Here is a 4,950-nt window from a genome sequence, read left to right on the forward strand (position 1 = left end):
CGGATGTCAGGCCCGCCTGAAGCCGGTGCTGCCCATACGGGACCATCTGGTCCCTCCCGGAAAGGTTGATCCTCTCCCGATGAGGGTGCTGATATAGAGGCAGATTCTGTCATGGAGACTGGTGATGCCTTCTCTTCTGCCGGCTGGGAAGGAACAGCCCCTTCCTTGGGAGCAAATAGTGTCGCATCGGAAAAAGGTGTTTCCTGGATAACAGCAGATTTCTTTGCTACCGCAGCCGGGGCTGCAATCTGTTCCGGTTTTTCCTGATCGATGAGCGCCGTAATGATACTATGATACAGGGCCCGGTAAATCTGCTGTTCGTCAGAAAACTTGATTTCCGTTTTTGCCGGATGGACATTGACATCGATACTGGCCGGATCGACGTGGAGATGCAGCATAGCAAAAGGATATCCCGATTTGGGCAGCATCGCATGATATGCATTGTCAATCGCTTTGAACATGAGGGGATTGTGGACAATGCGCTGATTGACGATGCACGTCTGCCAGGAACGGGAACTTTTAAGAACCGATGGTTTGCCTACGTATCCTTCGATCTGCACGTTGTCGTGGTCATAAGTAACAGGGAAGATTTCCCGTGCTACACCGGCACCGTAAATATTGGCAATCGTTTCCTTTAAATCGCCGAGACCGCCTGTATGGAGTGTGGTCCGCCCGTTATTGATAAACGTAAATTCGATTCCCGGCTGGGCCAGAGCCAGTTTCGTAATCATTTCACTGATTTTTGAGCTTTCCGTCCGTTCACTTTTTAAAAACTTTTTTCGTGCCGGCGTATTGTAAAAGAGGTCACTGACCTCCATCGTCGTACCGGCAGCCGCTCCGGCCTGATCTTCTGAGGTAATGACGCCCCCGTCCAGGACGAGGTGCACGGCAAATTCATCTTCCGGCCGCCGCGTCGTAATCTGCATATGCGAGACGGCGGCGATACTGGGGACAGCTTCGCCGCGAAACCCCAGAGAGGTGATGGCAAATATATCTTCGACGGAACTGATTTTGCTCGTAGCATGGCGGATAATGCACTTATGCGCATCTTCCCGGCTCATGCCGCAGCCGTTATCCGTAACCCGGATATACGATGCCCCGCCTTCCGCTATTTCCACCTCAATGGCGCTGGCACCGGCATCAATAGCGTTTTCTACCAGTTCCTTCACGCACGAAGAAGGCCGTTCTACTACTTCCCCGGCCGCGATTTTATTGCGTGTCGCTTCGTCGAGAATATTGATGATTGAATTCAACTCCTGCCACTTCCTTCCTTAGCTTCTTTCTGCAGCGTATACAAAAAGGAAATTGCTTCAATAGGTGTCATGCTCGTCACATCGACAGATAACAGGTGGTCGATGACCGGATTGGTAAACAGACTGTCTTCCATAGGAGCCGGCAGTGCCTGTGCAGAATGTACCGGTACAGCCGGCTGGGCTGCTCCTCCGGCTTCCAGTCCCGTCAGGATGACATCGGCCCGTTTCAATAATTTCTCCGGCAGTCCTGCCAGACGTGCAACATGGAGGCCATAACTCTTATCGGCTCCACCTGGCACGATACGGCGCAGGAATTTGATACTGCGTCCCCGTTCCTTTACCGCAACGGTGTAATTTTTTATTTTATCTGATTCATCAGCCATAGCGATGAGTTCGTGGTAATGTGTAGCAAACAGCGTCAGGGCATGAATCTGCTGCAGGCAGTATTCAATGACGGCCTGGGCAATGGACATCCCGTCAAAGGTGCTCGTACCGCGGCCGATTTCATCGAGGATCAGCAGGCTGCGGGACGTGGCATGTTTCAAAATATACGATACTTCCTTCATTTCCACCATGAATGTACTCTGCCCTGTCAGGATATCATCACTGGCGCCAATGCGCGTGAAAATCCGGTCTACGGGGCAGATGGAGGCTTCCCGGGCCGGTATGAAGGAGCCGGCCTGGGCCATGAGCACGAGAACAGCCACCTGGCGCATATAGGTCGATTTTCCCGCCATATTGGGGCCGGTAATGATCAAGACTTCGTGATCTTTATGGTTGAGCGTCACATCATTAGGGACAAACAATTCATCCTTCAGATATTTTTCGATGATGGGATGGCGGCCATCGCGGATGGTCACCGACTGATCCCGGTTCAGGCCGGGACGGATATAGTAGTTTTCATGAGCCGCCCTGGCCAGGCTGTACAGGCAGTCAATCTGGGCAATAGCCCGGGCTGTCTGCTGCATAGCCGGGATATAGACCCCGATCTGCTGGCGGATCTGGCCAAACAACTGATATTCCAGTGTCAGCATACGTTCCTGACTGGTCAGGACTTTGACTTCAAACTCTTTTAATTCCGGCGTAATATATCGTTCGGCATTGACCAGAGTCTGCTTACGCACGTAATAATCCGGTACGGGTTTCGTGTTGGCATGAGAAATTTCAAAATAGTAGCCGAACACCTTCGTATAGCCGATTTTCATTTTTATGCCAGTTTTTTCTTTTTCTTTTTCTTCTAGTTCCTGTAAAAAAGCGTGACTGTTGGCGGCAATGGACCGGATTTCATCCAGTTCTTTAGAAAATCCATCGCGGATAACGCCGCCATTGCGTATGACCACGCCGGGATCGTCTTTAATGCCCCGGCACAATAGATCATATACTTCCTGATGCTCTGCCACCTGGTTGTTCAGCCGTTTCAATAAGTCACTGCCGGCTCCATCCAAAATCTGCTTCAGCTGCGGTATCACCGACAGGGACTCCCTCAGGGCTACCATATCTTTTGGGCTGGCCGTTCCCGTTTCGACACGGGTCAGTATCCGTTCAAAATCATAAATCCGGTCCAGTGTGTCGGACAAATCCTGACGCATGATTTCATGACGCACCAGTTCTTCTACCGCATCCTGGCGGAGCACAATATCAGAAATGCGCAGGAGTGGCGCTTCCAGCCATTTCCGCAACAGTCTGCCGCCCATGGCAGTGTGGGTCTTATCAAGGACATCGAGAAGCGTCCCTTTCCGGCCGCCATCGCGTACATTCTGGGTAATTTCCAGATGGCGGATGCTCGCCGCATCAATGACCAGACGCCGTTCATTATCGATGCGTTCCAGATGGTTGATATGAGAGATATCGGACTGCATGACCTCACTGACATAGGATAAGAGCATGCCGATGCAGATAGCTGCATCATGGGCGGCATCAAGGTCTTCCTTTTTAAAATATGCTGCAGCTTTTTCCCCATAATCGCAGTCATCCTCTGCTTCAAAAGGCGTGACCGTGCACTGGGACATGTGGCTTTTCAGGTACTGCAGCACCGTATCGATCTGCTTGCCCAGACGATAATAAATCAGCTCGCTTGGTTCATAGACAGACAGGATATCAAACAAGCTGTCTTCCATAGCAGTCACGGCACATACCGACCAGAGGCATTCTCCTGTCGTCACATCCATAAGAGCAATGGACAGGATGTCATTTTTTTCCGTCAGGCAGGCGATATAATTATTTTTCTTGGAAGCGACGGCATGTTCCAGCGTAATCGTTCCCGGCGTAATGACTTTAATGATTTTCCGCTTGACGATGCCTTTGGCCAGCTTAGGGTCTTCCATCTGTTCGCAAATGGCTACCTTGTATCCCTTATGGACCAGCCGTTCAATATAGGTATCAGCCGAATGGAACGGAACACCACACATGGGAACCCGTTCTTTATTACCGCCAGCCCGACCTGTCAGAGTCAGATCCAGTTCCCGTGATGCCGTCAGGGCATCGTCAAAAAACATTTCATAAAAATCGCCAAGGCGGAAAAATAGTATTTTATCTTTGCATTGTTCTTTGACCTCGAGATACTGTTTCATCATCGGAGTCAGTTTTGGCGTGTCAGGCAAAATATACCTCCCTACATATTGGATTCATGCACTATATGTCCCTTAAGTACCCATGTTTGTCCTTTATCGACCATGACCGGTACGGTGTCGCCGATGGCTGCTGAACCATCATTTTCCCAGATAATCATCTTATTGCCCGTCGTACGGCCGAACCAGTGATTTTTGTCATTTTTAGTCGGTCCTTCCACGATGACATCATAGATATGGCGTTCCATGGCCTGATTTTTCTTCAGGCTGTATACATTCTGTACATCCATCAGGCGCTGCAGACGGCTGCTCTTGACTTCCTGGGGAATCTGGTCTTCCATAGTGGCCGCCGGCGTACCCGTCCGCGGCGAATACATGAAGGTATACGCCATATCATACTGGCAGCGTTTCAGGAACTGGAGGGTATCCATAAACATGTCTTCCGTTTCACCGGGGAAACCGACGATAATATCCGTCGTCAGCACCAGGTCCGGAATGCGTTTGCGGGCATAGTCCACCAGATCCATATAATGTTCTACCGTATAGCCGCGGTTCATTTTTTTGAGCAGGGCATCGTTCCCGCACTGGATGGGAAGGTGCATGTGATTGACGACTTTATGGCATTCGGCAATGGCGTCGATGGCATCGTAATTCATATCCTTGGGATGGCTTGTCATATAGCGGATCCGTTCGATGCCATCTATTTCATCGACAGCCCGGAGCAGGCTGGCAAAATCATCGTGGCTGGACAAATCCTTCCCATAGGAATTGACGTTCTGTCCTAAAAGAGTAATTTCCTTATATCCCGCATCGGCAACGCGCCGGACTTCTTCCACGACAGACTGGACCGGACGGCTGACTTCCCGCCCCCGCACGTAGGGAACGATACAATAGGTGCAAAAATTGTTACACCCGTTCATGATGGGAATCCAGGCAAAAAATTTCTGGAATCGCTTGGCCGGCAGTTCATGAAATGCCGGTACATGCATATCCGATGCCAGATAATGTTCTTTTTTCTGCTGCCGTTCCTTAATGAGATCGATCAGGGTATGGATATTATGCGTGCCAATGACCAGATCGATATGAGGAGCCCGCTTGAAAAGCCGGTCCTGCCATTCCTGTGCCATGCA

The 4,950-nt window shown here is 50.5% G+C and carries 3 protein-coding genes; all 3 read right to left on the reverse strand.

Annotation, left to right across the window (positions count from 1 at the left end):
- The coding region (gene mutL, locus DBO31_RS01175) for a DNA mismatch repair endonuclease MutL (protein WP_234995343.1) at positions 1-1,253 on the reverse strand (1,253 nt) is incomplete at its 3' end.
- Positions 1,250-3,826 (reverse strand): DNA mismatch repair protein MutS, encoded by a 2,577-nt coding sequence (mutS, locus tag DBO31_RS01180; protein WP_150824241.1) that lies wholly within the window; start codon positions 3,824-3,826, stop codon positions 1,250-1,252. The genes mutS and mutL, both read right to left, overlap by 4 nt.
- A 38-nt stretch (positions 3,827-3,864) precedes the next feature.
- Positions 3,865-4,950 (reverse strand): tRNA (N6-isopentenyl adenosine(37)-C2)-methylthiotransferase MiaB (gene miaB / locus DBO31_RS01185; RefSeq protein ID WP_150824240.1); only part of this gene is annotated, 1,086 nt, incomplete at its 5' end.

It is taken from the genome of Megasphaera sp. DJF_B143 (assembly GCF_900320625.1).
Classification (GTDB): Bacteria; Bacillota; Negativicutes; order Veillonellales; family Megasphaeraceae; genus Megasphaera; species Megasphaera hexanoica.

Excerpts from the sequence above, each read along its gene's own strand:
- mutS (WP_150824241.1), bottom strand. The coding sequence starts at position 3,826 with ATGATGAAACAGTATCTCGAGGTCAAAGAACAATGCAAAGATAAAATA.